The following is a 25187-nucleotide window of genomic DNA, read 5'->3' on the forward strand; positions in this document are numbered from 1 at the left end:
CCGTGTTGGTTTGTTTTATCGATTGCCTATGCCCTTGCCAAAAGTGTATTGGGGTAGGGAATGGCATTGAAATCAATGGGGTAAATGTATATTTTACGCTTTATTCTTAGTACTTTAACCCTTCTTTAACGGTAGCTATAACGGTTAAAGCAGATTTGAAACTACCCATTTTATTGTACTTTTCATGCATTTGAGCGAAAAACTTGAACAAGAGATTGTTTCTAAAATTAAGGAAAGTGAAACCTTTAAAAATGCCCCGACCAGTAGGGGGTTGCTTCAGTATTTGTATGAGGCGACCAAGAAAGGAACCCATTTGAAGGAAGCCGTAATTGAACTTGAATTCTTTAAGGATAGTCAGGTCGAAGAAAAGAACAATCCGAGGGTCAGGGTCAATATATACAACTTGAGGAAAAAGTTACTGGCCTATTACGAGGGCGAGGGCAGTGCCGAAGCTTGGCAGTTAAAAATCGATAAAGGGCAATATAAAGTGCGGTTTGTCAAGAAACAGGCACCGGTAGGATGGGCAAAAAAAATAGGCTGGAGGCAAGTACTCCCGTACGGATTGTTGCTTATTGCGTTGCTAGCCTTGTTGGTGGCCTACATGCCTCCTAAAACACCATCGCTATGGAGGTCTTTTCTCGGTTCCAGTGCTTCTACCAACCTTGTTCTTGGAGATCATTTTGGGGCTATGGGGCAAACCTTGACCGGAGGCAAGGGGTGGACCCGTGATTTTGAGATCAACAATATTGATCAATTCTACGATTTATTGGAAAGAAAACCCGAGTTGAAGGGAGTGCTCCATCCTGCGAAGTATAGTTATACTACCCGTATGGCGGCAATGGCCTCGCAACGGTTTCAGCAGTTTTTTCAGCACTATGGCAAAGGGTTTTCCATCAGGTTCTCTACCCAGACTACCTTGCCTGAAATCAAAGAGGGAAATGCCATTTATGCCGGGCCTTTGAAAAACGAGAACCAATTCATAGGGTTTTTTAACGATGCAAACCCGTTTTTTACCTTAACATCGCGAACATTGGTACTTTCGGGGCATCCTAGCCTAGAGGATACCTCGTGGAGCATGGGGTCTACCTTGGTAGATGAAGAATATGCGATTGTCTCAAAATACCCGAGTATAGGCAATACCGAACACTTTGTGTTTTTCTCCCAACACGATATCGGCGTGAGTGCCACTGCGGAATATTTTACGGATAAGGATAGTCTTCAGAAGTTCGAGACCGATTATCTAAAAGGGAAAAAGTATTTTACGGCCCTGTTCAAGGTTAAAGGGAAGCATAGGGTCGACACAGATTTAAAACTGGAAATGGTCGTTGGCTTTTAATAGTTGTGAAAGGCTGTTATTGAAGTAGGATATATTCGCTTCAATTATATAAAAAAAAAGGCCCCGACTGTTAAGTCGGAGCCTTTTTAAACACTTAAATCGTAAACTCTAGTATCCTGGATTTTGAACTAGGTTGGGATTGGATAGAAGAGCGGTTTCGGGTATCGGAAACAAGTTCGTCGTTTCATCTCCACTAACTTCTTTCAGACTCCATGGAGCGGTGAATTGACCAAAACGAATCAAATCGTTTCTTCTCCAGTATTCTATAAATAATTCTCTTCCTCTTTCTGCAAGCAGCTCTTGTTCGCCAACGGATGTCAAATCAGGAGTATCGGTTCTTTTTTGTCTCAGTTCGTTTACTATTGCAGTAACATCATCTCCCATACGCATCATAGCTTCTGCTCTCATTAAATGGGCATCTGCATAGCGGAACATTATTTGATGTCTTCTAAAAGAATTAATTTGATCTTCCTCATCGGTAGGGTCGTATGGGTGATATTTAATGACCCTTACACCTTCTACCTCGGTATTACCTACTAGGGCAGGAATTTCTTTGGTAAAGACCAAGGGATTGCCTTGACGATTGGTAAGAGGCTTGCCGTTTTGATCGTATTGCTGACCGATCAAGAAGCCATACCCAATTCCCAAGTTTTGATTGTTGGCGTTATTGGCGTCAGGTACAAAACCTCGCCGTTCTTCTTGTCCGTCACCTACATAGTTCGTATTTGGAGCTCCTTCAAAACTATTGTAAAAATCGGAAAGGGTGGTAAACCCGTTCCAACCACCACCATCATTGTCAGGTGAATTCTGATTGTAGTGAAGCGTATTCCAAATTCTTCCTCCAACCTCACTATTCAAATGCCAAATGGTTTCGGTATCATCAGTAGGCTCAAAAATTTGGAAATAACCTTCTTGTATGGCAAAGCCTTTTGCTTCAATAGCGTCAACAGCATCTATTACCTTTTGCATGTCAGCTGTATCAAATGTACCTGTGCCTTTGTATACTGAAGCATTTAGATAAAGTTTGGCCAATAAAAAGTTAGCCGCCTCTTGTGTTGCTTTTCCTGTATTGTCAACACCTGGTGTTACAGATGGTAAATTAGGTAAGGCATCAAGTATATCAGCTATTATAAAATCAAAAGCTTCTGATCTGGTCATTACCATAGGGTTAACATCTGGACCTTCGTCTACACCTCTAAAAGGAACCGAGCCAAAAAGATCTACAACGAAAAACATGTTAAACGCACGAAGAAATTTTGCTTCCGAAACAACAGCTGCAGACGGATTACTTTCAATAATTTCTGTAGCCCTAAAAATATTTTCATTCAAATTGTTCCAAGAGTTTTTTACGTAAAGGTGAGATGGAGTCCATGTATGGGTGTGTAATTGTCTCCAAATACCGTTATCGCCCCAGTCAGTTCCTCTAGTGGGGACCAATAGTTCATCTGTGGCCACCTCGGAAAGTGCGTACATGTTTTCTTGGCCCTGAAAATCTCCTCCAACTTTGATGTAAAGGTCGCTAAGGGAAGATTCTGGGTCACTTAAGCCCGTAAAACCTGTAGATCCGGAATCTTCGCTTATTAAAGAATCGGTCTCTTCTATTTCAAGATCGGTACAGGAGACTGTTAAAGCCATCGTCAAGACCGAAAATAATATCGGAGTTATTTGTATATTTATTTTCATATCTATTTTTTTAAAAAGTTACGTTGATTCCAACCGTTAAAGTTCTAGGTCGTGGAAAAGAACTATAGTCAATACCGGCTATTGGTAGACCGTTTAAAAGGTCTGCACCTGCAGGGCTTACACTAACTTCTGGATCAAGACCGCTATAATCGGTAATCACGAACAAATTCTGGGCATTTAAACTTAATCGCATAGTGTCAAAGCAACCTTCTCCCGAAAGAGGAACGTTGTAGCCAATGGATGCGTTTTGAAGTCTAACAAAATCGCCTTTCTCTAAAAATCTTGTCGAAACAGATGCTTCTGCAAAACGACCCTCTTCACCTGCTAATCCAACGACATCTTGGGTTACGTTGTTTCCGCTGCCAATAGCACCACCTGTAAAGAAAGCATTGGCCGTATTGTTGTAAATGTAGTTGCCAAATTGACCGTTGAAGTATAAAGAGGCGTCCCAGTTTTTATAATTTAAACTTGTTGAAAAACCACCTGTAAAATCAGGTAGGGCACTTTTACCTACAAATTTTTGATTGTCGTTACCACCTTCGTGAACAGGGTTTCCGTTTTCATCAAAACCTATAAACTCGCGCAAGTAGAATGAAAATAAAGGCTGTCCTGATGCTAAACGTTGAGAAAAGGCATTTGAAAGGCCTGCACCACGTATTGTTCCTGCGGCAATTTCACCATCAAAATCCTGTATTTCGTTTTTGTTATAGGCAAGGTTGAAGCCAGCAGACCAGTTGAAATCTTCACTTTGTACAAAATCATAGTTTAATGCAAACTCTACCCCTTGATTAAGAACCAAGGCATCTAGATTCTGAAAAAACGTTGGCTGTGGTGATGGTTGCGCCGCTTCAATATTTAGGAGAAGGTCTTTAGTTTCTTTACGGTAAAAGTCAATACTTCCGTTTAATCTATCGTTGGCAAAACCAAAATCAAGTCCAACACCGTATTGTGTAGTTTCTTCCCATTTCAAATCGGGATTCGCGAATTCTACAGTGGCAATTCCAGGTATGTTGATTTCACCGGCATCGTTAATGTTACTGTCTCCGTCAGTGGTTTTAGTAGAATACCTTTCCCTTCTTACAAAACGTCCATAACCAAGACCGTCTTGGTTACCGGTAATACCATAATTCAGCCTAAGTTTTAAAGTGGAGACCGCATCGCCAATGAAATCTTCCTCGTTGATTTTCCAGGCAAAGGCTCCGGAAGGGAATATACCATACTGATTATTGTCACCAAATTTAGAAGAACCATCGGCTCTTACGGTAGCCGTAAATAAATATTTGTTAGCTATGGTGTAGTTAACTCTTGCAAAATAGGATTGCAATTCATCTGTATTGTCAAAGGTGTCGGTAAAAATTGAACTGACAGGAATTGAAGCTTCACCAAGAAAATCTACCTGTGGATTTGGGAATAGCCTGTTGATAAAAACTCCGTCAGCTATATTTCCAGCATATCCATATTGCTGATAAGAACCTGAAATTTTCGACTCTAGAATGTCTGAAGCATTCGATAAGTCTCGGGCCATGGAATTCAAATCGGTTGTCGAGTAGCCCCAGCCCTCAACATTCCTTCCTCTTACATTAAAATCTTGGTACGAGAAACCACCCAGTACATCTAGAGTTGAATTTGCAAACTCTTTTTTGTAGTTCAGTGTAAATTCAAAGAGTCTATTCTCATTAATTAAGTCGTTTAATGCTCCACGGCCATTGCCGGCAGCACCTCTGGATACGTTGAAGGAGTTAGCACTTAACGAAGCTTCTCTTGTCGCGTCCGCCTTGTCATAACCGAAGGTTGCCTTGGCGGTCAGGTTGTCAAGAATGTCATAAGAGGCGGAGAAGTTGACCAAGTAACGGTTTGTGTTGTTTAAACTTTGCCAGTTTTCAAGTAAGTTCAAGGGGTTGATTCTATCCCCAGGGTTAAAGCTTGAGCTCGCTGGCCAAGTCGGGTTCGCCGAATATGCAGAACCTAAAAGGTCACCGGTAGAGCCGGCGCTACCACTTAATGGTGGGGCTTCATCGTTAACCCTTGAAATGGTACCTTGTAAATCTAATCTCAGTTTATCGTCTAGAAGTCTTTGAGAGATATTCAATCTACCCGTAATACGCTCTTGCGATGATTTTTTGATAACACCGAATTGCTTTCCGTAATTGAAGGTGGCCCTTACGTTACCTGAACCATAATTTTGTGAATAGGCCAAGTTGTTATTGGTAGAGGCTGCGCTTCTGGTTACTAAATCCTGCCAATCGGTATCATTACCGTAATCGGTAGCCGATCCGCCAAAAGCGTCTACGGCAGAAAGAAACTGTCTTCTGTTAAGCAGGTCATATTCTTCCGCAGGTTCTGAAAAACTTAGGTCTGAAGAAAATTCCCAAGTTCCACCTTCGGCTCCTCCTTTTCCACTCTTGGTCGTGATGATTACAACACCGTTGGCACCCCTTGAACCATAAATGGCGGTAGCGGAAGCATCTTTCAATACACTCATGCTTTCAATATCGTTGGGGTTAAGGAAACTTAAAGGGTTTCTGGCCGAACTGGAACCTACACCAATATTGGTTCCTTCAGAAGAGGTGTCTCCAGAGGGCAAGGGAACGCCGTCAACAACGAATAATGGATTGTTGTTCGATCGTACCGAAGAAGTACCTCGAATACGAATCGAGACACCTGAACCGGGTTCCCCACTTCCTTGTGAGATTTGCACACCGGCAGTTTTACCTTGTATCAATTGTTCCGGGGAAGAAATCACCCCCTTGTTAAAGTCTTCAGAGGTTACGGAGGCAACCGATCCCGTTGCATCCTTTACGGTTGTAGAACCGTATCCTATTATTACGACTTCGTCCAAAGCTTGGGCGTCTTCCTGTAAAGTTACGTTGATCGTAGATTGGCCGTTTACAGGTATTTCCTGAGAAGCATAACCAATATAGCTGAAAACCAAAGTAGCGTCTTCGGGCACTCCGCTCAATGTGTAATTTCCATCAAAGTCTGTTTGTGCCCCAGTGGTGGTGCCTTTTACCACAATACTTGCTCCCGGTAAAGGGCCACTGGCATCGGAAACGGTTCCCGATACCTCTTGGGCCTGTGCTATGCCAAAGCTTAAAAAAGCCGCAAGCATAACCAGGTTTTTTAGTAGTGTAATCTTCATAAATGAATTGTTTTAAGTTGAGTTAATTAGAGTCTTAAAAGTTAAATATATGCAAAAACGAGGTTAATTTTCGTACAGAACGGTTCGTCCAGACTACGAAAACGGTTTCGTGTTGATAACTTTTTTATTATTCGATACTAATAATAATTATATCGAATAAATATCAAATTAATAATAAGTGAAGGTTGAAATCGGGGAGTCGGTATGTCAACCAAAGATACGTTTTTCTTTTGAATAGAAAAATGGCCCAAATTCGAGAGTAAAAGATTAAGATTGTTAAAAATTATGGAACATTCTTATTTGCCCATATTATAGTTTAATTTCACTACATAAAAGTTATTAAGATTTGAAGCGAAAAATCACTCTAAAACAAATAGCAAGAGAATTAGAGGTGTCGATCTCCACGGTTTCAAAAGCGTTAAAGGACAGTGACGAGATAAGTAAAGATACCAAACAGAAGATACAGGCCTTTGCCAAACTGTACAATTATAGACCAAACAACATAGCCTTAAGTCTAAAAAATAGAAGGACGAAGAATATAGGGGTCGTAATTCCCGATATTGTCCATCACTTTTTTACCACTGTATTCCGCGGCATAGAAAAATATGCGAACGAGAGGGGTTACAACGTCATCGTCTGCGTGTCGGATGAGTCTTATGATAAGGAGGTGGTAAATATGGAGCTGCTCGCCAATGGGAGTATCGATGGTTTTATAATGTCGGTCTCTGCCGAAACACAGCAGAAAAACGACTTCCATCATTTAAGGGAGGTCATGGATCAAGGCTTTCCCTTGGTGCTGTTCGATCGGGTCATAGATGAGATAGAATGCGATAAGGTGGTGATGAACGATGAGGAAATAGCATATGAAGCTACCTGTAAATTTTTGGAAGAAGGAAAAAAGAAAGTAGCTTTGGTGACTACCGAGAGTTATTTTAATGTAAGCGAAAAAAGAGCGGAAGGCTATAGGCGGGCCCTGGTCGAACAAGGTGCCGATTACGATCCCAAACTTACTCTTGTAGTCCCTTTTAGGGGCGGGGAAGAATCGTGTATCGATGCCTTTTTTGAAGAGGAAGAGTTCGACGCGGTACTGTGCGTAAACGAGGTCTTTGCGGTTCAGGTTATGGGCATAGCACAAGAAAAAGGATATAGGGTGCCGGAAGATATTTCGGTTATTGGTTTTACCAATGGCCTTTTATCGCGATATTCCTCCCCAACATTGACCACCATAGCCCAGCACGGTGAGCGAATGGGGGAAGTTGCGGCAGAAATGCTGATCGAAAAACTTGAAAATGAAATAGGGTTTGAGGAAGAGGAAACCTATAGGACCGAGATTATAGAGGCTACCCTAATAGAGCGAAATTCTACGGGCAAAAAAAAATGAAATGACCAGACACCTAGAATGGTGGCTGGGTCGGGTTGATGTCGATTGATTTATAATTAAAAACTTTAAAATTATATGAGAGCATCAGCGTTTGTATTCGATCTTGACGGTGTTATTGTCGACACCGCAAAATATCATTATTTGGCTTGGAAAAAACTGGCCAATGAACTTGGGTTTGAATTTACAAAAGAACAGAACGAACTCTTTAAAGGGGTGAGTCGTAAACGATGTCTTGAGATTCTTCTTGATATAGGGGGGATTACCGCTGCCCAAGAACAATTTGATCGATGGATGGTCGAAAAAAATGAGGACTATCTTGAGTATATAGAAAAAATGGACGCTTCGGAAATTTTGCCCGATGTGCCCAAGGTCGTAGGTTTTCTGAAGGATAGAAATATTCCCATTGCCCTAGGTTCGGCAAGTAAAAATGCGCGCCCTATTTTGGAAAAGGTCAAACTTTTACCTTCTTTTGATGCCATTGTCGACGGTAATGACGTAAGCAAGGCAAAACCGGACCCCGAAGTGTTTTTGATCGCGGCCCAAAAATTAAACGTGGCCCCCGAAAACTGTGTCGTATTTGAAGATGCGGTTGCGGGCATACAGGCGGCCAACAATGCCGATATGATAAGCATTGGTATCGGCGATGCCCAGATTCTTTCTGAGGCGGATTATAATTTCAACGACTTTACCGAAATAAGCCTTGCTTTTCTCGAAAGCTTGATGTCGGTTCAAGCGTAAGTTCATCATTTTTTTACCCTTAAAACTTTAATCATATGCAAGAGTATATAAAAGCCGACCCTTGGTCGATAATCGAAGAGGGGTTTGATAAGGAATTGGTCAAGTCTTCCGAAAGTATTTTTAGCATCGGCAACGGGGCTATGGGGCAACGGGCCAACTTTGAAGAACAGTATTCGGGCGAAACTTTTCAAGGTAGTTATATCGCAGGGGTTTACTACCCCGACAAGACCCGTGTCGGATGGTGGAAAAATGGCTATCCCGAATATTTTGCAAAGGTTTTAAATGCGCCTAGCTGGATCGGTATTGATGTCTATATCAATGGGGAGGCCTTAGACCTGAACACGTGTAAAAAAGTAGGTCGATTTAGTCGGGAACTGAATATGAAGGAAGGTTGGTACCGGCGTGTTTTTAACGCTGTGCTGCCCAATGATGTTCAGGTTTCGGTAAAGGTTACCCGTTTTTTATCACTTGATTTAGATGAGGTAGGGGCAATCAATTATGAAATTACCCCCGAAAATACCGATGCGGAAATTAGGTTCGTTCCTTATTTAGATAGCGGTATCACGAACGAAGATTCCAATTGGGACGATAAGTTCTGGAACACCACCTCGGTCAGATCCGAAGCTGATCAGGCCTTTATAGAGGCCCATACGATGAAAACCCATTTCGAGACCTGTACGTTCATGGAAAACAGATTGTTCCTTAATGGGCAGGCCTTAACCGCTAAACCCGGGGAACATACGTCAGACATGCGCGTGACCCATGAATATTATCAAATGGTCAAGCAGGGTGAGACTTTGGCGCTCCGTAAATTTGGAGGGTATACCGTGTCGAGAAATCACCGGGCCTCCGCTTTGGTCGAAGCCTCAAAGACAGCCTTGGGCAAAGCTTTAGAACTGGGTTTCGATACGCTTCTCGAAAAGCAAAAACAGGCATGGGCCAAAATCTGGGAAATGAGCGATATCACCATTGAAGGCGATATTAAGGCGCAACAAGGTATCCGTTTCAATATTTTTCAGTTGAACCAAACCTATCTGGGGAAAGATTCCCGGTTGAATATTGGCCCTAAAGGGTTTACCGGGGAAAAATACGGAGGTAGCACCTATTGGGATACCGAAGCGTATTGTATCCCTTTCTATATGGCCACCAAAGACCAGAACGTTGCCCGGAGTTTGTTGAAATATCGATACAACCACCTTGAAAAGGCTATCGAGAACGCGCAAAAATTAGGTTTTTCCAATGGCGCAGCCCTTTATCCCATGGTTACCATGAACGGGGAGGAGTGCCATAACGAATGGGAAATTACTTTTGAGGAAATCCACCGTAACGGGGCCATAGCTTTTGCCATTTACAACTACTATCGGTTTACGGGCGACTATTCGTATATCCCTGAAATGGGACTTGAAGTGCTTATTGGCATCGCACGTTTCTGGCACCAGCGGGCGAGCTTTTCAACCGCAAAGGACAAATACGTTATCTTGGGGGTTACCGGACCCAACGAATACGAGAACAATGTCAACAATAACTGGTACACCAACTATTTGGCCAAGTGGTGCATCGATTTCGCCGTAGAGCAATTGCAGAAAGTCGAAGACGGCTATAACGATGACTACCGCAGAGTCGTAGGAAAGACCAAATTGAACGCTGGCGAGGTCGAGCAATGGAAGAAGGTGGCCGGCAATATGTACCTTCCATATTCCGAGGAAAAAGGTGTGTTTTTACAACAGGATGGCTTTTTGGACAAGGAGTTGATTACGGTAGACGAGCTTCCTAAAACACAGAGGCCTATCAACCAAAAATGGAGTTGGGACCGCATTCTTCGCTCCCCTTATATCAAACAGGCCGATGTGCTACAGGGTTTCTATTTCTTTGAAGACCATTTTACGGAAGAAGAACTCGAAAAGCATTTCGATTTCTACGAACCTTTTACGGTTCACGAATCTTCATTGTCGCCCTGTGTGCATAGTATACAGGCGGCAAAGCTCAATCGTATGCAACAGGCCTATATGTTTTACTTAAGAACATCGCGCCTAGACCTTGATGATTACAACAAAGAAGTGGAAGAAGGCCTACACATTACCTCTATGGCCGGTACCTGGATGAGTATCGTAGAAGGTTTTGGGGGGATGCGGATCGTAGACGATAAACTTTCGTTTGCACCGAAAATACCGGAACAGTGGGAAGCCTATTCCTTCAAGATCAACTTCAGGAACCGAATCCTTAAAGTGACGGTAAAAAAGAATAGTACCGAATTCTTATTGAACGGTCAAGATGATATGTCAATTCGCTTAAATGGCGAGCGCATCGTTCTAAAGCCGAACAAGCTTAAAGTCGTTTAAAGCATGGGCGTAAATAAAAAAAAGGTCGTTTATCAGGTGTTTGCCAGGTTGTTCGGTAATACAAATACGAACAATAAACCATGGGGTACGATTGAAGAGAACGGGGTAGGTAAATTTTCGGATTTCTCAAAAAAGGCCCTGCAAGAAATCAAAAACCTGGGTGTGACCCACATATGGTACACCGGTGTGCCCCATCATGCCGTTATCAATGACTATACGGCCTATGGTATTTCAAACGATGACCCCGATGTGGTCAAGGGCAGGGCGGGTTCGCCCTATGCCGTAAAAGATTACTACAACGTTAATCCCGATTTGGCGGATCGGCCCGAGAACAGGTTGCAAGAGTTCGTCGATTTGATAGACCGTACGCATCAATCGCAACTTAAAGTGATTATTGATATCGTGCCCAACCACGTGGCGCGAAATTATGAGGGAAAATCTACACCTGAAGGGCAAGAACCTTTTGGGGCCTCCGACGATACTTCGGTAGAATACCACCGGGATAACAACTTTTATTACATTCCCGGCACGCCTTTTCAAGTGCCCGAATGGCGTGATGGTTATTTGCCCTTGGGCGGGGAAAAGCATAAAGGGGTCGATCATAAATTTTATGAAAATCCGGCAAAATGGACCGGTAACGGTTCGCGTTTGGCACAACCCGATTTTAACGATTGGTACGAAACGGTCAAAATAAATTATGGCGTACGACCCGATGGTTCTTACGATTTTGAAGTTTTGCCCGATGATTTTGGGGCAAAAGACCATAAGGCCCATTATGCGTTTTGGCAAGAAAGGTCGGTACCCGACTCTTGGGTGAAATTCAAGGATATAGCCTTGTATTGGATAGATATGGGCGTAGACGGATTTCGTTATGACATGGCGGAAATGGTGCCCGTAGAGTTTTGGAGCTATATGAACTCGAACATCAAGATGAAAAATCCAGAGGCCTTTTTGATGGCCGAAGTCTACAACCCCAATGAATACCGCAATTATATTTTTAAGGGTAAGATGGACTACCTCTACGACAAGGTGGAGATGTACGATTCCTTAAAACACATCATGCAGGGCAACGGATGGACAGACCATATCCCCGTAGTTAAAAACGGAACCAAGGATATTGAACATCACCTGTTGCATTTCTTGGAAAACCATGACGAGCAGCGTATTGCTTCCCCAGGGTTTGCAGGTGATGCCAGAAAGGGAAAGCCGGCCATGGTGGTGTCGGCAACGATGACCACGGCGCCTATCATGGTTTATTTCGGGCAGGAAGTAGGCGAGCCCGCCGCGGAAAAAGCGGGCTTTGGAGGGCCTACCCGAACTTCCATCTTCGATTATATCGGTGTACCCCATCATCAAAGGTGGTTGAACGATAAAAAGTTCGACGGTGGACAGCTTTCTGAAAGTGAGGCGGAATTACGCGATTTCTATCGGCGTTTGTTGACGTTTACGGTCACGAGTGATGCCTTGATGGGGGCGTACCAAGACATTCATTTTTATAATAAAGACCATACCGAATATTATAACCACCACGTACTTTCCTATGTACGGTGGTCCGAAAACGAGAAGTTGATCATTATCTCTAATTTTGATGCCAACGATTGGTTCGGTTTTGAACTGAAACTTCCTGAAAATATAGTTCGCGAATGGCAATTGTCAGATGGCGAGCATACCATTGTAGATTCGCTTTACGGCGTTGAAAAAACTTTAAGGGTAGAGAATGCCTTAGCCCAGGTGCGTATCGATATCGATCCGTTGGAATCCTTTATTTTCGTTGTAAAATAATATATCATGAATAAGTTGTCCGTTCTGGCTATCTTTTGTGTTTTAGTTGTATCGAGTTGTATGGAAAATAAAAAACCGCTTGTTATTGGTCACCGTGGGGCCATGGGGCATGAAACCGAGAATACCATAGCCTCTATTGAAAAAGCTATGGAAATGGGGGTAGATATGTTGGAAATTGATGTTTTCAAGATCAAAAGCGGTGAAATCGTAGTGTTTCACGACGATACCGTAGAGCGCTTGACCGATGGGGAGGGGGCAATAGAGAGTTATACCCTGGCCGAACTGAAAGCTTTGACCCTAGAGGGCGGCCATAAGATACCTACCCTTCAAGAAGTCTTGGATGTTATGGGGGGAAGGACCCAGCTCAATATCGAGCTAAAAGGAAGAAACACCGCAACCGATGTAAATACCATGATGGAAGCTGCTGTAAAGACGGGAAAATGGAAGTCGGACGATTTTATCATTTCCAGTTTTGAGTGGGATGAACTGCGGGCCATGCGCGCGCTGAACACCAAGGTCCGTATCGCTATATTGACCGAAGGCGATCCCTTAGGTGGGCTTGTCATTGGTAAGGATTTGAATGCGGAAGCCATCAATCCTAGTTTTAAACGGCTCACGGCCAAGAATACCCAAAAGATAAAGGAAGCAGGTTTCAAGATCTTCCCTTGGACGGTAAACGAACCCCAAGATATACTGCAAATGAAACGATTGGGCGTAGATGGTATCATTACCAATTATCCTGAACGTATAGAATAATGTTCGATATAATAGTCATAGGTGGTGGTGCAGCCGGGTTTTATACTGCAATACATGTAGCGGAGGCAAGGCCCCATTTGAAAATTGCGATTCTCGAGCGTGGTAAAGACGTTTTGGGCAAGGTGAAGGTTTCTGGCGGCGGCCGGTGCAATGTAACCCACGCCGAATTTGACCCAAGGGAACTGGTAAGGAACTACCCTAGGGGAGAGAAAGAACTTTTAGGTCCCTTCCATACCTATTGCAGTGGCGATACCGTAGCCTTTTTTGAGGAAAGGGGAATAAACCTAAAAATAGAACCTGACGGGCGTATGTTTCCTACCTCCGATTCATCGCAGACCATTATCGATTGTTTTTTAGGGGAAGCGGCCCGTTTGGGTATTAAGGTTTTAAAACATAGTGCCGTTTCCGAAATTGAGTCCCTTCCCGCGGAAAATCATGAAACGGCTTGGCGGATTACGACCATCAAGCATCAATATCAATGTAAAAAAGTAGTGGTCGCTACAGGAAGCAATCCCAAAATATGGAAACTTTTAAAAAACCTTGGCCACTCCCTAGTTCCTGCCGTACCTTCCTTGTTCACCTTCAATTGTAATGACAAGCGTATTTCCGGTATACCCGGGGTTAGTACTATGGCCGAGGTCGAGGTGTTCGAAAATCGGGTGTATCAGTCAAAGGTCACCACAAAACTGAAAAGTAACAACGGAAAATCGGCTATTTTGGTTTCCGATGGCCCCTTGCTAATAACCCATTGGGGGCTGAGCGGACCTGCAATTTTAAAACTGTCGGCATGGGGAGCCCGTGTGTTGAACGAGATGGGGTACCGCTTTAAGATTCGGGTAAATTGGTTGCCCGAATATAATTTTGAAGGTTTAATGGGCCTCTTCTCTGAAATCAAGGAAGTAGAGGCGAAAAAAACCGTTTTGCGTACCAAGGCGGTGGAAGTGCCCCGCCGTTTATGGACGAACCTAGTTAGGGCTTCCGATATTTCCGAAACCGATAAATGGGCCGATATCACCAAGAACCAATTGGAGAAGTTGGCCCGCCAGCTTACGGAATGTGAGTTGAAGATTGACGGAAAAAGTACCTTTAAAGAGGAGTTCGTTACGGCCGGGGGAATCGATTTGAAGGAAATCAATTTTAAAACCTACGAGAGTAAAAAATTACCTGGAATGTACTTTGCAGGTGAGGTTATCGATGTAGATGCCATAACAGGGGGCTTCAATTTTCAAAATGCATGGACCGGGGGGTATATTGCCGCACAGGCCATCGCAAATGCTTTTAAATGAAAGTATATATCGCTCTTTTAAGGGGAATAAACGTCGGTGGAAAGAAAAGGCTTCCTATGGCCGACTTGCGGGCCATGTTGAACGATAGGGGTTTTTCGAATGTAAAAACTTATATACAAAGCGGCAATGTGGTCTTCCAAAGTCATGAAGAAGATACGGGCGCCCTAGAGGTTTCAATTGCGGAAGGCATCAAAAGTAGCTTTGGGTTTGAAGTATCCGTTCTCGTGAAAACGAAAAAGGAATTCGAAAACATAGTTATGGGCAATCCATTTACCGACTCAGGGTCTGTTTCAAGGAAACAAGTGTATTTCGTATTGTTGAAAAACCCACCCGAAAAAGAACGGTCGGCGACTTTTGGAAGGGAAACCTATGCCAACGAAGATTTTACAATTACCGATTATTGCGTGTACTTACTTTGTAAAGCCGGGTATGGTAAGGCAAAATTGAATAACAATCGTATCGAAGGAAAATTAAAGGTTGAGGCTACTGCCCGTAATTACGGTACCATGGTCAAGTTGCTGGAAATGGTCCCGTAGGGCGATGCTAGTTGAGTTTCCAGAGTTTGTAGTTCAGAACGGTGGCAAAGCAAACCCACAAGAGGTAGGGTACGAGCAGCCAAGCGGCGGTTTTGCTCACCACCTTGAACCATTTTATGGTCAAGGATAGTACAATGACCAGTGCGATAATTACGAGAAGGGCCCAAAGCGGTTCTTTTAATCCGAAGAAAACAATGCTCCAAGCGGCGTTGAGCAATAACTGAAACCCGAAATGGTACAAAGCCGTCTTTACCCATAGGTGATAAAATCCCTTGGCCCAGACAATGCCGGCCGCCACTCCCATCATGATGTAAAGTACTGTCCATACGGGGGCAAAAAGCCAACTGGGCGGGTTAAAACTCGGTTTGTTCAGCGTAGTGAACCAATCGTTTACCGAACTTTGGGTAGCGAAACTTGATAAAAAGCCAATGGCCAGACAAATACTTATGGCATAGGTAATATAGAGGGCTTTCTTTTTCAAAACGAGAAGCTTTAAGCTCTAAAGTAGTGATTTATTCTTTTGGCTATTCTAACATTTGATGTAAAAACTATCTTTGCACAAAATATTTCCCGATGACCGTAAAAGAATTTATTCCTTCGCCCTATACTAAGTCCGTTGCATCTGGAAAAACAACGTACAAGTCTCCCAGTAACATTGCTTTGGTGAAATATTGGGGAAAAAAGGAAAACCAAATACCCGCTAACCCATCCATCAGCTTTACACTGAATGAATGTGCCACGGTAACGACCCTTTCATATAGAAAAGTCGATGGGCCAAACGATGCTTTTTCCTTTGAGGTTTCTTTGGACGGTAAGAAGGAGGAAGGCTTTAAGCCAAAAATCAAAACGTTTTTTGAACGGGTATACCCATATCTTCCGTTTTTGAAGGAATATCACTTTGAAATAGAAACCTCCAATTCGTTTCCGCATAGCAGTGGTATTGCGTCTTCGGCTTCGGGTATGAGCGCATTGGCGCTTTGCCTTATGGAAATAGAGCGGAATTTAATCCCTGCCATGCCGGCCGAATTTTTCAATCGGAAGGCTTCTTTTTTGGCGCGGTTGGGTTCGGGAAGTGCCGCCCGCAGTATCAAAGGTAGTTTGGTGCAATGGGGCGAACACGCGGGAACCGAGGGTAGTTCTGATCTGTACGGTATTGAATACCCATATAAAGTCCATTCGGTTTTTAATGATTATTGCGATACCATTCTTTTGGTCGATAAGGGTCAAAAGCAGGTAAGTAGTACGGTAGGACATGATTTGATGCACGATCACCCGTTTTCAAAACAACGATTTGACCAAGCCCATGCAAACCTTTCGAAACTACGGTCTATTTTTGAGGGCGGTGATCTAGATGGATTTATAGGGCTTGTAGAAAGTGAGGCACTAACGCTTCACGCCATGATGATGACCAGTCGCCCCTACTTTATACTGATGAAACCGAATACCCTTGAGATCATCAATAGAATATGGGCTTACCGTGAGGCAACCAAGACCCATGTGTGTTTTACCTTAGATGCCGGGGCCAACGTTCACGTACTCTATCCTAAAAACGAAAAGGTCTTGGTGGAAGGGTTTATTGCCGATGAACTGGCGGGCTATTGTCAAAACGGACAGTTCATTCACGACCATGTTGGAAGGGGTGCCCAAAAAATTAATTAAAACTTCATAATTAAAAGCGGCGGTTGCCGTTAGTGCTTCAAGAAGTACGTACCGTTTTAATCCATAGCGGAGGAAAAAACGTATATAGGGCATGTCTTTATTAAAAGCGGATAACCAATTGGGCCAGTGATAGGTAAGAATTGCTCTTTAGATTCGACTTATTGAAAGCAAGTTGTGGGTTTTAATAGATAAAATTGTAGCTTTAATCGTGTTGTGGGGCAGAATTATAGAAGCATCAAAGGGATATTTCGTATTTTTGCAGCATATCTAATCAACTAGATAATGAAAGGACCATTGTTTTATTCTAAAATACTTCTCTTCGGGGAATATGGGATCATCAAAGATTCGAAAGGACTTTCTATTCCCTATAATTTTTTTAAGGGAGCTTTGAAGACCGATGAAAATCCGTCGGATACAGCTAGGAAATCCAACGCAAGCCTTCGTGAGTATGTGGGCTATCTTGAAATGGTGCATAAAAACAGTCCTGATTTGGTTTCTTTTGATTTTGATGCGCTGAAAGCCGATGTGGCCAGAGGTATGTATTTTGATAGTTCTATTCCGCAAGGTTATGGTGTAGGCAGTAGTGGTGCGCTCGTGGCGGCCATTTACGATAAATATGCGCAAGATAAGATTACGGTTTTAGAGAACCTGACAAGGGAGAAGTTGTTGAGGTTAAAAGAGATTTTTGGTAAAATGGAGTCCTTTTTCCACGGAAAATCTTCAGGCCTTGATCCTTTGAACAGCTATTTGAGTATTCCTATCCTGATCAACTCAAGAGACAATATCGAATCAACGAGTATACCTACCCAAAACCCTCAGGGCAAGGGTGCCGTATTCTTGTTGGATAGTGGGTCAACGGGCGAAACCGCGCCCATGGTCCAAATCTTTATGGAAAAGATGAAGCAAGAGGGTTTTCGCAATATGCTCAAAGACCAGTTCATCAAACACACCGATGCCTGCGTAGAAGATTTTGTAAGCGGTAACGTAAAATCACTTTTTGGCAACCTGAAGCAATTGTCTCATGTTGTACTCGATAATTTTAAGCCTATGATACCTGTTAAATTCCATGACTTATGGAAAAAAGGTATAGAGACCAACGACTACTACCTCAAACTTTGTGGTTCTGGTGGCGGTGGTTACATCCTAGGTTTTGCACAAGATTTGGAAAAAGCAAAAAAAGCATTGAAAGGCTATAATTTGGAAGTGGTCTACAACTTCTAAAAAGACATACACATGCTTAGTAGAAAACATAGGCTTTTACTATTAAAGGTATTTGGTCTGTTTTCTGTGGTACGCGGCTACAATATCTTAATGGTCATTTTAGCCCAATATTTGGCGTCCATTTACATATTGGCCCACCAATTACCGGTTCGTGAGGTAATTTTTGACCTAAACCTTTTTCTTATTGTCGTATCATCGGCCTTGATCATTGCCGGAGGTTATATCATCAACAATTTTTACGATGCCGAAAAAGACTTGATCAACAAGCCGAGAAAGAGCATGATCGACCGGTTTATCAGTCAGCAGTTCAAGCTCAGTACTTACTTTATCCTTAACTTCTTGGCGGTCATAGCGGCAAGCTATGTTTCGTTTAAGGCCGTGTTTTTCTTTTCGGCCTATATTTTTGGCATTTGGCTGTATTCGCATAAGTTGAAGCGACTGCCGTTTGTAGGCAATTTTGTTTCCGCAACCTTGGCCATTGCACCCTTTTTTGCGGTATTTGTCTATTACAAGAATTTTGAAACGGTCATATTCGTACACGCCATGTTCTTGTTCCTCCTCATTTTGGCCCGTGAGATGATAAAAGATCTTGAAAATATAAAAGGGGACTTGGTACACAACTATAAGACCATTCCTATTTTATACGGGGGAAAGGTTTCTAAGATACTTATTTCGATTTTGATCTTGCTCACCTTGATCCCTTCCCTGTTATTGATCCTTAAGTTTGATGTAGGGTATATGAATTACTACTTTATGGCCTGTGTGCTACTTTTGATCTTGTTCTTGGTGTTGTTGGTTAGGTCGCAATCAAAGAAAGATTATGTGTGGTTGCACAACATTCTTAAACTGATTATCATCGTAGGTGTTTTTAGCATTCTATTGATAGATGTAGACCTGGTATTAAATAGGATTTTATAATGGAAAATATACTGAAAGTGGCCATGGCCCAAATCGCTCCGGTGTGGTTGGACAAGGAAGCGACGCTTAAAAAAATAGAGGCTTGCATTCAGGAAGCCGCGGTTGAAAAAGCCGAGCTTGTGGTTTTTGGTGAAGCCCTTTTGCCCGGTTATCCGTTCTGGTTGGCCTTGACCGATGGTGCCGCTTGGGACACCAAGGTGAATAAAGAATTGCATGCCCACTACGCCCGCAATGCCGTACAGATTGAAACGGGCGAACTTGATTCGGTATGTAAACTGGCGCAAGAGAACAAGATGGCCGTTTATCTGGGAATGATAGAAAGGGCCCGGAATAGAGGAGGGCACAGTTTGTACTGTTCCTTGGTATACATTGATGCAAATGGTAAAATCAGGTCGGTACACCGTAAATTGCAGCCGACTTATGACGAACGTCTGACGTGGGCGCCGGGTGATGGAAACGGACTTCAGGTTCATCCCCTAAAGGAATTTACCGTTGGAGGACTCAACTGTTGGGAGAACTGGATGCCATTGCCGAGAACCGCCCTTTACGGCCAGGGAGAAAATTTACATATTGCCGTTTGGCCAGGGAGCGATCACAATACAAGGGATATTACACGTTTTATAGCACGCGAGTCCCGCAGTTTTGTAGTTTCTGTTTCTTCGTTGATGAAAAGGGAAGATTTTCCTGAAACGACCCCGCATTTATCTGAAATATTAAAAAAAGCACCCGAAGTGATGGCTAATGGCGGGTCGTGTATAGCGGGTCCTGATGGGGAATGGTTGGTTGAGCCTGTGATAGATAGGGAAGGCCTGTTGTATCACAACCTTGATTTTAACAGGGTTTACGAAGAACGCCAAAATTTTGATCCCGTAGGGCACTATTCAAGACCGGATGTAACGAAGCTTACCGTAAATCGGGAGCGTCAATCTACCGTAGAGTTCAAAGATTAAAGCTACCTTTGCATAAATTATAGATATGGGCAGATCAGATTCCAACAATGATAAGAGAGCCTCAGGGAGGCAAGGTGGTACTTTTCGAAAGAAGAGTTATGCTCGTGGCAATTCACCTTTAAAAAAGAATACGGAAGCACCTAAGGCGCCATCCGACCCCAACGTGATGCGTTTGAACAAATATGTGGCCAATTCTGGCGTATGTTCACGTAGGGAAGCTGATATTTATATTTCCGCAGGCAGTGTGACGGTAAATGGAAAACCGGTAACCGAGATGGGGTATAAAGTGAAAATTACCGACGAAGTAAAATTCGATGGTCGCTTGTTGAACCCTATTAAAAAAGAGTACGTACTGCTGAATAAGCCGAAGGACTTTACCACTGCCAGCAGAAACGAGCAGGGGAGACGTACGGCCCTAGGCCTGATTTCCAAAGCGACAAAAACAGAGCTCAAGCCTGTTGGTAAACTGAGTAAAGATACGACAGGACTCCTGTTGTTTACCAATGACGGCGAATTGACCAAACGTCTGAACAGTCCTAAAAACGGACTGCGGAAGATTTTTCATATCGAATTGAACAAACCTTTGCGTAGTGCGGACATGAAGAAGATCCAAGATGGTCTTACCGTTGACGAGAAAGTGGTGAGGGTACAAGATATCAGTTTTGTAGACAAGGCTCCTAAAACCCAAGTTGGGATGGAGATTTTCAGTACGCGAACGAATATCGTTCAACGTATTTTTGAGACCTTGGGTTATGATATCATAAAACTGGACCGTGTGGTTTATGGAAGCCTTACCAAAAAAGATTTGCCTAGGGGACATTGGCGCTACCTGACCGAACAGGAGGTCGTGAATTTGGGTATGATCAAGTAATCGATACTGGAAATAGATTGGATTCGATAACCATAAAGTAAGGTTAAGCTAACTTTTGAAAGTTACAAAAGCTACATCTTTGTGTCATAGTTTATTTGTATGAGTAAACAGCAACAAGCCTTAAGACCGATATTCGTATCGGTTTTGTCTTTTCTAGAACTTTTTTAACCGAAAATCTAAATTTTACCGTTTTTCTAATCCTTCTTTTCCTCAAACAACAACCAAGATTCCGGGTCTAGGATTACCTTGTCGGGTTTAGAATCCATTTTTATGGTATGCTTCTTTACGGCCGTATCGATCTCTGTTGTGTAGGTCGTAATCTTACCGTCTTTTATGACTCCTATTTCCAAGGGAAACTTAAAAATATGATGTTTTTGGAGCTGCGCTATGTTGATTTGTAGCTTCCTCTTATTGTAACTCCACTCCCATTTGAGTTCTGGATGTCCTTTGGTGAAAAGCCATTGCTGAAAGAAGGTCTCTAGGTCTTCACCGGAAGCCTCCTCCATTATTTTCTGGAAGTCGCCCGATAAGGCGTTCGAGTTCTGAAAGGCCTTGTAGTAGGCCCGTATGCCTTTCCAAAAGGTTTCGTCGCCTAGCTTATGGCGTAACATGTTCAAGACCCAACCACCTTTTTGATAGGTGTTGACGCTCAACACCTTCATCGGGTCGGTAATGCTAGGGTCTATAATGGGCGAGGGGTGCTTTAGGTAGTAGTCGATGATCTGCTTGCGGTCGAGCTCCAATTCCTCTTTTCGCTTCTCATTGCCGTATACACTTTCCTGATAGAGTATAGCGAAGTAGGTAGCAAAACCCTCGCTGAGCCACACGTGGTTCCAGTCCTTTTCACTGGCCGAATTGCCAAACCATTGGTGGGCGATTTCGTGGGCGATCAAGCCTTCCACTTCGTTTTTTCCGGTTACGGAATTTTCGAAATAGGCAATGGTGCCTGCGTTTTCCAAGCCGCCCCATTGGGTCTTGGCCTGCATATTCGCCAGTTTGGCGTAGGAATATGGACCAATGTTGTCGATAAAGTATTTTAATACTTTGGTGGCCACCCCGTAATCGGAAAAGCCCTCGAGTCGGTTTTCGGGGTATACCCAGGCCGAAACGGGAATATCGTAAACCTCGTCCAACAGTTTGCTCGCAAATTTGGTAACACCTATGGTCATTACCTTCATGGCTACCGGGGCCGGTTCTTTATAGCTGGTGAGCTTTAGGCCCTTGCCTAGGTTACTTTCCTCTATTTTTTCGCCTGTGGCCACTACGTCGTAATGGGCGGGAGCGGTAATCCGAAACTCTACCGATGCCTTGTCGTAAGGGTGGTCTACCGAAGGAAGCCAATGCCTTGCCAAGTTCGGCCAGTTATCGCCAAAGAAGGAGCGTTGTCCGAATTTGGTAGTGTCGATAACGAGTCCCCTTTCGGGAATGCCCTCGTAAACCACTTTATAGGTGCGGGTTTTTTCTTCGGATGGGGCTGGGACAATTTTTATTTTATTGCCCTCATAACTGTAGTTCGCAGGGCGGTCTCCTTCAAAAACACTGGAAACATCCATGCCGTAAGTTCCCGATTGGGCGATGAGGTCCAAGGCAAAGGGATTTACCCCGTTTTTAAAGGCCACCGTAATTTCGGCCTCGCCCTTTATCTCGTTCGATTCATCCGAAAGTGTAAGGGCGAACACATAGTGCTGTACATCGGCGGACGTATTCCTTTGATAGGTGTCTTGGGCGCTTATACTTGGCGCCATCACCATTACTAAAATCAAAAAAAAGAAATGAATGTACTGTGTATGCGTTCTCATGAAGCCTTATTTCTGTGATACCTTGTCCAATTTAAGAAATCTTGTCCATCTTCCCTTTAATTTCCTTTAAACACAAATTCCCTAAACTACCTTCATGGGTATGATGAATGTCGCGTTTTGGACTAAAGGTGCCTTCCTGGATTTCCATCCCCATTTTTTTGTAGGCGTCCCTAAAGGGCATGCCGCTCTGTACGAGTTCGTTCAGTGTATCAACACTAAAGAGGTAGTCGTATTTGGGGTCTTCCAATATGCCCTTGTTTACCTGCATTTCCTTAAGGCTAAAAGTCAATATTTCCAAACAGGCCTTCATGTCTTGAATGGCCGGAACGATAATTTCCTTCACCAATTGTAGGTCGCGGTGGTAGCCACTGGGCAGGTTGTTGATCACCAGGGTCAACTGGTTCGGAATGCTCTGTAGCTTGTTGCACTTTCCTCGAACCAATTCAAAAACATCGGGGTTCTTTTTGTGGGGCATAATGCTGCTACCGGTCGTCAACTCGTCGGGGAAGGATACGAAGTTGAAATTTTGGCTCATGTATAGGCAGATGTCCATGGCTAGTTTGGATAAGGTCGCAGCTATGTTCGCCATACCAAATGCGGTAGCTTTTTCTACCTTGCCCCGGCCCATTTGGGCGGCGACAACGTTGTATTTCAAGGTTTCAAAGCCCATTTCTTGGGTCGTAAAACTACGGTCTATGGGGAAGGAACTTCCGTAACCCGCAGCGCTGCCAAGCGGATTCTGGTCGGCCACTTTATAGGCGGCATCGACAAAGTATAGGTCGTCTATCAAACTTTCGGCATAGGCCGATAACCATAGGCCGAATGATGACGGCATGGCAATTTGCAGGTGCGTATAACCGGGCAACAAAACGTCTTTGTATTTTTCGGCCAGCTGCAACAACAAATCGAAAAGCTCTTTTGTGCCCGATTTTATTTCCGAAAGCTCGTGTTTTAGGTAGAGGTGCATGGCCACCAAAACTTGGTCGTTTCTTGATCGTGCAGTGTGTATTTTTTTACCGGTATCGCCCAATTTTTCCGTGAGTACGTACTCGATCTTCGAGTGCATGTCCTCAAAGGAATCCTCGATTACAAACTCGCCCTTTTCAATGGTTTCGGCAATGGCATCCAATTCTTTGACCAAGTCCGAGGTTTCCTCATCGGTCAACAATCCTATTTTGCCCAGCATCTTGGCGTGGGCCTGCGAGGCGATTACGTCGTATTTTGCCAAGTGTAAATCGAGTTCACGGTCGTTTCCAACGGTGAAATGGTCTATTTTTTTATCGGTACTAAAGCCTTTGTCCCAGAGTTTCATTTTTTAAGTTATAAGTTTTAAGGTTATAGTTAAAAGTCACTATACTTTTTGATTAGGGTAAATGTCATTCTTTGGATTTCATCGCATAAGCTAAAAGTATCTTCTAAATCTTCTTCAGATAGAAATCCGATTCTTTTGGATAATTCCAATTATGTTTTTAGTTCATTCATAGATCCGTTCGAGATTTCTAAAAAACTCCTAAATGCCTTTTTTGATTTTCTCCCCGTACCTTCCGCGATATTGCTCGGTATGGAAACGGCACATCTTCGAATTTGACTCGTAAAGCCAAATTTTTCCTCCGGAGGAAAAGAAGCCGTCAAGGTATAAACTTTTTCAACTAGGACCATCGATTTTTGCCAAACAATAAGCTCCTTGTAATTATACATTTCTACTAACTTTTAACTATAAACTTAGTACTACAAAAGAAATCCTTTTAATAATTTAATGTACAAATCTATACCGTCTTCAATTTCCTTTACATATATAAATTCATCGGCAGAATGCGAACGGGTACTATCGCCAGGACCCAATTTCAACGATTGGCAGCTTAAGGCCGCTTGGTCGGAGAGTGTAGGCGAGCCGTAGGTCTTTCTTCCCAAGGCGATTCCCGACTGCACTAAAGGGTGGTTTATATCAATGGCCGAAGAGTTCAGTTTTAAAGAGCGCTCCTTTAGTTCGCAAGGTGCTTCCTTTTTTAAGATTTCGGCAATTTCACCATTCGTATATTTATCGTTTACCCTTACATCTATAACCAAGTCTACCTGTGCAGGAACTACATTGTGTTGGGATCCTCCGTTAATTTGCGTGACCGTTAATTTTACCGGTCCGAGTGCGTCGGAAACCCTGTCGAACTTATAATTTTTAAACCACTCCAAAACTTCTATGGTGTTGTAAATGGAGTTGTTGTCGTTCGGATGTGCGGCATGCGAAGGTGTACCTTTGATGACTGCATCAAAAACGACCAATCCCTTTTCGGCTATGGCCAAATCTAACAGCGTAGGTTCGCCCACTATGGCTACATCGATCTTGGGGAGGTGTGGTAAAAGTCCCCTAAGGCTATTGGGCCCTGAACTTTCTTCTTCCATAGAAGCTACCATCAAAATATTGTGGTTCAGGTTTTCTTCGGCGTAGTAGTGGGTAAAGGTAGCAATAAGGGAAACCAAGGCGCCACCTGCATCGTTACTGCCCAATCCATAGAGTTTGCCATCCTCGATATGCGGAAGGAAGGGGTCTCGCGTATAGGCCGAATTCGGTTTCACCGTATCGTGGTGCGAATTCAGAAGAAGCGTGGGCTTGTTTTTGTCAAAATGCTTGTTCACCGCAAACACGTTATTAAGGTGTCGTTTAAAGGGAATATTAAAAGCTTTGAACCAGTTTTCAATGGCGTCGGCGGTTTTGTCTTCCTCCGATGAAAACGACTGTATCGAAATCAGTTCCTTTAGTAATTCTATCGCTTTTTGCGTTAATGCTGCTTGTTCCAT

General features: G+C 43.3%; 20 protein-coding genes. 13 read left to right on the forward strand and 7 right to left on the reverse strand.

What is annotated here, in order from left to right:
• Nucleotides 1-184: 184 nt before the first annotated feature.
• Nucleotides 185-1336 carry a hypothetical protein gene (locus BW980_RS03525; RefSeq protein WP_083690334.1) on the forward strand — a complete coding sequence of 384 codons (1152 nt, stop codon included), beginning with the start codon at nt 185-187 and terminating at the stop codon, nt 1334-1336.
• Between the two features lie 108 nt (nt 1337-1444).
• On the opposite strand, the gene BW980_RS03530 is transcribed toward BW980_RS03525, so the two are convergent.
• Complete coding sequence (locus tag BW980_RS03530) at nt 1445-3019, reverse strand: RagB/SusD family nutrient uptake outer membrane protein (protein WP_076453537.1); 1575 nt, start codon at nt 3017-3019, stop codon at nt 1445-1447.
• Between the two features lie 10 nt (nt 3020-3029).
• Complete coding sequence (locus tag BW980_RS03535; RefSeq protein ID WP_076453538.1) at nt 3030-6158, reverse strand: SusC/RagA family TonB-linked outer membrane protein; 3129 nt, start codon at nt 6156-6158, stop codon at nt 3030-3032.
• A gap of 346 nt (nt 6159-6504) precedes the next feature.
• Here BW980_RS03535 and BW980_RS03540 point away from each other — a divergent pair, with 346 nt between their 5' ends.
• The 7 genes from BW980_RS03540 to BW980_RS03570 all read left to right on the forward strand — a co-directional run bounded on the left by BW980_RS03540 (nt 6505) and on the right by BW980_RS03570 (nt 14976).
• Nucleotides 6505-7539 (forward strand): LacI family DNA-binding transcriptional regulator, encoded by a 1035-nt coding sequence (locus tag BW980_RS03540; RefSeq protein ID WP_076453539.1) that lies wholly within the window; start codon nt 6505-6507, stop codon nt 7537-7539.
• Between the two features lie 75 nt (nt 7540-7614).
• Nucleotides 7615-8277, forward strand: a complete 663-nt coding sequence (gene pgmB, locus BW980_RS03545) for a beta-phosphoglucomutase (protein ID WP_076453540.1) — start codon at nt 7615-7617, stop codon at nt 8275-8277.
• Nucleotides 8278-8312: 35 nt separating this feature from the next.
• Nucleotides 8313-10616, forward strand: a complete 2304-nt coding sequence (locus tag BW980_RS03550) for a glycoside hydrolase family 65 protein (protein ID WP_076453541.1) — start codon at nt 8313-8315, stop codon at nt 10614-10616.
• A gap of 3 nt (nt 10617-10619) precedes the next feature.
• Nucleotides 10620-12398: an alpha-amylase family protein gene (locus tag BW980_RS03555; protein WP_076453542.1), complete on the forward strand. Its 1779-nt coding sequence runs from the start codon at nt 10620-10622 to the stop codon at nt 12396-12398.
• A 60-nt stretch (nt 12399-12458) separates the two neighbouring features.
• Nucleotides 12459-13154, forward strand: a complete 696-nt coding sequence (locus BW980_RS03560) for a glycerophosphodiester phosphodiesterase (RefSeq protein WP_076453543.1) — start codon at nt 12459-12461, stop codon at nt 13152-13154.
• On the forward strand, nt 13154-14440 hold the full coding sequence (locus BW980_RS03565; RefSeq protein WP_076453544.1) for a BaiN/RdsA family NAD(P)/FAD-dependent oxidoreductase: 1287 nt from the start codon (nt 13154-13156) through the stop codon (nt 14438-14440). Before BW980_RS03560 ends, BW980_RS03565 begins: the two co-directional genes overlap by 1 nt.
• Nucleotides 14437-14976, forward strand: coding sequence for a DUF1697 domain-containing protein (locus BW980_RS03570; protein ID WP_076453545.1), 540 nt, complete (start codon nt 14437-14439; stop codon nt 14974-14976). Before BW980_RS03565 ends, BW980_RS03570 begins: the two co-directional genes overlap by 4 nt.
• Nucleotides 14977-14983: 7 nt before the next feature.
• Here BW980_RS03570 and BW980_RS03575 read toward each other — a convergent pair whose 3' ends face one another.
• Nucleotides 14984-15457: a TspO/MBR family protein gene (locus BW980_RS03575; RefSeq protein WP_076453546.1), complete on the reverse strand. Its 474-nt coding sequence runs from the start codon at nt 15455-15457 to the stop codon at nt 14984-14986.
• A 92-nt stretch (nt 15458-15549) separates the two neighbouring features.
• On the opposite strand from BW980_RS03575, the gene BW980_RS03580 reads away from it, so the two are divergent.
• From BW980_RS03580 to BW980_RS03600, 5 genes are all read left to right on the forward strand, one after another.
• Nucleotides 15550-16635, forward strand: coding sequence for a diphosphomevalonate decarboxylase (locus tag BW980_RS03580; RefSeq protein WP_076453547.1), 1086 nt, complete (start codon nt 15550-15552; stop codon nt 16633-16635).
• Nucleotides 16636-16917: 282 nt separating this feature from the next.
• Nucleotides 16918-17856 carry a mevalonate kinase family protein gene (locus BW980_RS03585; protein ID WP_076453548.1) on the forward strand — a complete coding sequence of 313 codons (939 nt, stop codon included), beginning with the start codon at nt 16918-16920 and terminating at the stop codon, nt 17854-17856.
• Between the two features lie 12 nt (nt 17857-17868).
• Complete coding sequence (locus BW980_RS03590) at nt 17869-18774, forward strand: geranylgeranylglycerol-phosphate geranylgeranyltransferase (protein ID WP_076453549.1); 906 nt, start codon at nt 17869-17871, stop codon at nt 18772-18774.
• Nucleotides 18774-19724: a carbon-nitrogen hydrolase family protein gene (locus tag BW980_RS03595; protein WP_076453550.1), complete on the forward strand. Its 951-nt coding sequence runs from the start codon at nt 18774-18776 to the stop codon at nt 19722-19724. Before BW980_RS03590 ends, BW980_RS03595 begins: the two co-directional genes overlap by 1 nt.
• 25 nt (nt 19725-19749) lie before the next feature.
• Nucleotides 19750-20595 carry a pseudouridine synthase gene (locus BW980_RS03600; RefSeq protein WP_046287369.1) on the forward strand — a complete coding sequence of 282 codons (846 nt, stop codon included), beginning with the start codon at nt 19750-19752 and terminating at the stop codon, nt 20593-20595.
• Between the two features lie 194 nt (nt 20596-20789).
• Here BW980_RS03600 and BW980_RS03605 read toward each other — a convergent pair whose 3' ends face one another.
• From BW980_RS03605 to BW980_RS03620, 4 genes are all read right to left on the reverse strand, one after another.
• A complete protein-coding gene (locus BW980_RS03605) occupies nt 20790-22394 on the reverse strand; it encodes a M1 family metallopeptidase (protein ID WP_245799928.1) in 1605 nt (534 codons plus the stop codon).
• A 31-nt stretch (nt 22395-22425) separates the two neighbouring features.
• On the reverse strand, nt 22426-23706 hold the full coding sequence (gene argH, locus BW980_RS03610; RefSeq protein WP_076453552.1) for an argininosuccinate lyase: 1281 nt from the start codon (nt 23704-23706) through the stop codon (nt 22426-22428).
• A 149-nt stretch (nt 23707-23855) separates the two neighbouring features.
• A complete protein-coding gene (locus tag BW980_RS03615) occupies nt 23856-24092 on the reverse strand; it encodes a four helix bundle protein (protein ID WP_317042174.1) in 237 nt (78 codons plus the stop codon).
• Between the two features lie 30 nt (nt 24093-24122).
• The gene (locus BW980_RS03620; RefSeq protein ID WP_076453553.1) at nt 24123-25187 is read right to left on the reverse strand and encodes a M20 family metallo-hydrolase; all 1065 of its coding nucleotides are present in this window, start codon (nt 25185-25187) and stop codon (nt 24123-24125) included.

This window comes from Zobellia uliginosa, from assembly GCF_900156625.1.
In the GTDB taxonomy this organism is placed as follows: domain Bacteria; phylum Bacteroidota; class Bacteroidia; order Flavobacteriales; family Flavobacteriaceae; genus Zobellia; species Zobellia uliginosa.

What these genes read in the sequence shown, in the direction of transcription:
- BW980_RS03525 (WP_083690334.1), top strand. Translation starts at nt 185, where the DNA reads ATGCATTTGAGCGAAAAACTTGAACAAGAGATTGTTTCTAAAATTAAG.
- BW980_RS03530 (WP_076453537.1), bottom strand. Translation starts at nt 3,019, where the DNA reads ATGAAAATAAATATACAAATAACTCCGATATTATTTTCGGTCTTGACG.
- BW980_RS03535 (WP_076453538.1), bottom strand. Translation starts at nt 6,158, where the DNA reads ATGAAGATTACACTACTAAAAAACCTGGTTATGCTTGCGGCTTTTTTA.
- pgmB (WP_076453540.1), top strand. Translation starts at nt 7,615, where the DNA reads ATGAGAGCATCAGCGTTTGTATTCGATCTTGACGGTGTTATTGTCGAC.
- BW980_RS03550 (WP_076453541.1), top strand. Translation starts at nt 8,313, where the DNA reads ATGCAAGAGTATATAAAAGCCGACCCTTGGTCGATAATCGAAGAGGGG.
- BW980_RS03555 (WP_076453542.1), top strand. Translation starts at nt 10,620, where the DNA reads ATGGGCGTAAATAAAAAAAAGGTCGTTTATCAGGTGTTTGCCAGGTTG.
- BW980_RS03560 (WP_076453543.1), top strand. Translation starts at nt 12,459, where the DNA reads ATGGAAAATAAAAAACCGCTTGTTATTGGTCACCGTGGGGCCATGGGG.
- BW980_RS03565 (WP_076453544.1), top strand. Translation starts at nt 13,154, where the DNA reads ATGTTCGATATAATAGTCATAGGTGGTGGTGCAGCCGGGTTTTATACT.
- BW980_RS03570 (WP_076453545.1), top strand. Translation starts at nt 14,437, where the DNA reads ATGAAAGTATATATCGCTCTTTTAAGGGGAATAAACGTCGGTGGAAAG.
- BW980_RS03580 (WP_076453547.1), top strand. Translation starts at nt 15,550, where the DNA reads ATGACCGTAAAAGAATTTATTCCTTCGCCCTATACTAAGTCCGTTGCA.
- BW980_RS03585 (WP_076453548.1), top strand. Translation starts at nt 16,918, where the DNA reads ATGAAAGGACCATTGTTTTATTCTAAAATACTTCTCTTCGGGGAATAT.
- BW980_RS03590 (WP_076453549.1), top strand. Translation starts at nt 17,869, where the DNA reads ATGCTTAGTAGAAAACATAGGCTTTTACTATTAAAGGTATTTGGTCTG.
- BW980_RS03595 (WP_076453550.1), top strand. Translation starts at nt 18,774, where the DNA reads ATGGAAAATATACTGAAAGTGGCCATGGCCCAAATCGCTCCGGTGTGG.
- BW980_RS03600 (WP_046287369.1), top strand. Translation starts at nt 19,750, where the DNA reads ATGGGCAGATCAGATTCCAACAATGATAAGAGAGCCTCAGGGAGGCAA.
- BW980_RS03605 (WP_245799928.1), bottom strand. Translation starts at nt 22,394, where the DNA reads ATGAGAACGCATACACAGTACATTCATTTCTTTTTTTTGATTTTAGTA.
- argH (WP_076453552.1), bottom strand. Translation starts at nt 23,706, where the DNA reads ATGAAACTCTGGGACAAAGGCTTTAGTACCGATAAAAAAATAGACCAT.
- BW980_RS03615 (WP_317042174.1), bottom strand. Translation starts at nt 24,092, where the DNA reads ATGTATAATTACAAGGAGCTTATTGTTTGGCAAAAATCGATGGTCCTA.
- BW980_RS03620 (WP_076453553.1), bottom strand. Translation starts at nt 25,187, where the DNA reads ATGGAACAAGCAGCATTAACGCAAAAAGCGATAGAATTACTAAAGGAA.